The sequence below is a fragment of the Streptomyces sp. sk2.1 genome, from assembly GCF_008120935.1.
GTDB lineage: Bacteria > Actinomycetota > Actinomycetes > Streptomycetales > Streptomycetaceae > Streptomyces.
Genome location: NZ_RDBO01000305.1, coordinates 1 through 2,859, shown reverse-complemented (window position 1 = coordinate 2,859; position 2,859 = coordinate 1). Strand labels below are relative to the sequence as shown.

Sequence of the window (2,859 nt, the reverse complement as noted above, 5' to 3'; positions counted from 1 at the left end):
CCGCCAGCGACAACTCGACCAGCGTCTTCACCGGCCCGTCCGCACACAGCACCGCGTCGGTAAGCTCGAAGAGCGCATCGGCACGGGCGTAGAGGCATTCGTAGAACTCGACCCGAAAGCGGGACAACACGTCCAACGCCTGGCCTGTGGGCGCATCGGCAGACAGACTCATACACAGCGGCCGTTCTCTTGTACTTCGTGACTCGACATCTCGAAGCGTGGAGAACGGCCGCCTCCGCTGTCCCGGAAAGAACCGCAGGTCAGCAGGCCGGGTGACCTGCGACGTTAAACGTCAAGCTGAGCTCGGCGTTTRACGTCGCAGGTCACYCGGCCTACTGATCTGCGACGTCAAACGCCAAGCTGAGGCATTCCGGCCGTGCTGATTGACGGAGCGTGCGTCAGTCCGTCACAGGTCCCGGAGTACGGGTGCTCTGAGCAGGTTCTCGGACCCGGCCCACTCGAAGCGGCAGACGGTCGGCACAGCGTGGTCCGTGGGGCCCGGTAGCTCCCACTGATTACCCAATGAGCGGAATCCGACCTCCTCTCCCCCTCGACAATTCGAAGGCTGAACGCCCTCGGCACGATCCGGACGTCGATCGTGGGTCCTTCGTAGGTAACCGATCGGCGGGAGCGCCGCAGCGCGGACGTGCCGATGAAACTGAACGGTTCCCCGTCTGCCTCGCCCTCAAAGCCCTTTTGGATCCGCCACGCATCGGCAACGGCTCTGGCACGAGCGGACGGAACGCGGCCCTGTCGGCGCACCCGTACGACGACGCGAACGCAGTTGCCGTACGGGCCGACCTGTCCAGGCACCGTCAACCGCGGCTCAAGTGGCGACGGATTGGGTGGCTGGGTCCCTGATTTGTCGCTCCGGGACGCTGTTGCTCGCGGTGGCCGTAGAGAAGGGCTCGATGGTGTCGATCTCAAGTCAGGATCGGATGGAAGCCGCACTGCCTGCGATCCGTGCGTTGCAGAAGCGTGCTGCGGATCTGGAGGCGAGGCAGGCCCGGCAGCACGAGCCGGTCGCGGTTGTGTCGATGGCGTGTCGGCTTCCGGGTGGGATCGATACGCCGGAGGCGTTCTGGGAGCTGTTGGCGTCGGGTGGGGATGCGGTGGGTGGTCTGCCGGGGCGGTGGCGGGGGCTTGATCTGTTCGATCCGGATCCGGAGTCGGTGGGGAAGAGTTATGCCCGTGAGGGTGGTTTCCTCGATGATGTCGCGGGTTTCGATGCGTCGTTCTTCGGGATCTCGCCGCGTGAGGCGTTGTCGATGGATCCGCAGCARCGGCTGGTGCTGGAGGCGTCGTGGGAGGCGCTGGAGCGGGCCGGGATCCGGCCGGGTGCGCTGGCGGAGAGCCGTACGGGTGTGTATCTCGGGACGATGAGTTCCGATTACGGTGATCTGGGCCGTGATCTGGATGCCCTSGAYGGTTATGTCAGTACCGGCAAGGCGTCGAGCGTGGTGTCGGGCCGCATTGCGTATTCGCTCGGTCTGCAGGGGCCGGCGATCACGGTGGACACGGCGTGTTCGTCGTCGTTGGTGTCGGTGCATCTGGCGGTGCAGGCGCTGCGTCAGGGTGAGTGCGAGCTGGCTCTGGCCGGTGGTGTCACGGTGATGAGCGCGCCGTCACTGTTCGTGGAGTTCTCCCGGTTGAAGGGGATGGCGGCGGACGGGCGGTGCAAGTCGTTCTCGGCGGCCGCGGACGGTGCGGGCTGGGCCGAGGGGGTCGGCATCCTCGTGCTGAAGCGGTTGTCGGCCGCGGAGCGTGACGGGGACCGGGTGCTGGCGGTCCTGCGGGGCAGTGCGGTGAACCAGGACGGGCGCAGTCAGGGGCTGACGGCTCCGAACGGGCCCTCGCAGCAGCGGGTGATCCAGGACGCCCTGGAGGCGGCCCGCCTGACCCCGGGTGATATCGATGCGATCGAGGCGCACGGGACGGGGACGTCGCTGGGTGACCCGATCGAGGCGGGTGCTCTGGGTGAGGTGTTCGGTCCGGGGCGCGAGGCGGGCCGGCCGGTGTGGCTGGGCTCGTCGAAGTCGAACATCGGGCACGCMCAGGCCGCCGCGGGTGTCATCGGTGTGATGAAGATGGTCCTCGCACTCCAGAACGAGACCCTTCCCAGGACCCTGCATGCCCAGGAGCCCAGCCCGCTGATCGACTGGGGGACCAGCGGCCTCCAACTGCTCCAGAACGCCCGCCCCTGGGAACGCGACGAGAACCGGGTACGCCGTGCGGGTGTGTCGTCGTTCGGGCTGAGCGGCACCAACGCGCATGTGATCGTGGAGGAGCCGCCGTTGGCGGAACCGGCCGCCGGAGCCGTCGGAGATGGTGTCTTCCCGGTGGTGGTGTCGGGTCGTGACGAGACCGCTTTGCGCGAGCAGGCGGGGCGCTGGGCGTCCTGGATCTCCCGTGGTGAGGGTGTGCGGGTGGCGGATGTGGCGGTGACGGCTGCCCGGCATCGTTCGCACTTCGAGTCCCGGGCCAGCGTCGTTGCGTCGGATGCGGCCGGGCTGGTCGAGGCGCTGGAGGCACTGGCCGAGGGGCGGGCCCATGACGCGGTCGTCACCGGCAGCGCCGAGCGCCGCGGGAAGGTCGTCTTCGTCTACCCCGGCCAGGGCTCGCAATGGGTCGGCATGGGACGTGAACTCCTGGAATCCAGCGAGGTGTTCGCACAGACCGTGAACGCCTGTGACGCCGCTCTGCGGCCGTTCACGGGCTGGTCGGTGCGGGAGGTCCTGGCCGGGGTAGACGAAGACGACCTTCCCGCGGCGCTCGGCGCTGCCGGTGACGACCGCGTCATGGGCCCGCCCCTCGGCCAGTGCCTCCAGCGCCTCGACCAGCCCGGCCGCATCCGACGCA

Annotated in this window: 1 protein-coding gene and 1 pseudogene; one reads left to right on the top strand and one right to left on the bottom strand. The window is 68.1% G+C overall.

Annotation, left to right across the window (positions count from 1 at the left end; translation table 11 throughout):
* Window positions 1-172 (bottom strand): annotated as a pseudogene (locus EAO76_RS47225) (transposase); the annotation flags it as partial.
* A 739-nt stretch (window positions 173-911) separates the two neighbouring features.
* Between EAO76_RS47225 and EAO76_RS44105 the strand changes: the two are divergent.
* The coding region (locus tag EAO76_RS44105; RefSeq protein ID WP_148841810.1) for a type I polyketide synthase at window positions 912-2,859 on the top strand (1,948 nt) is incomplete at its 3' end.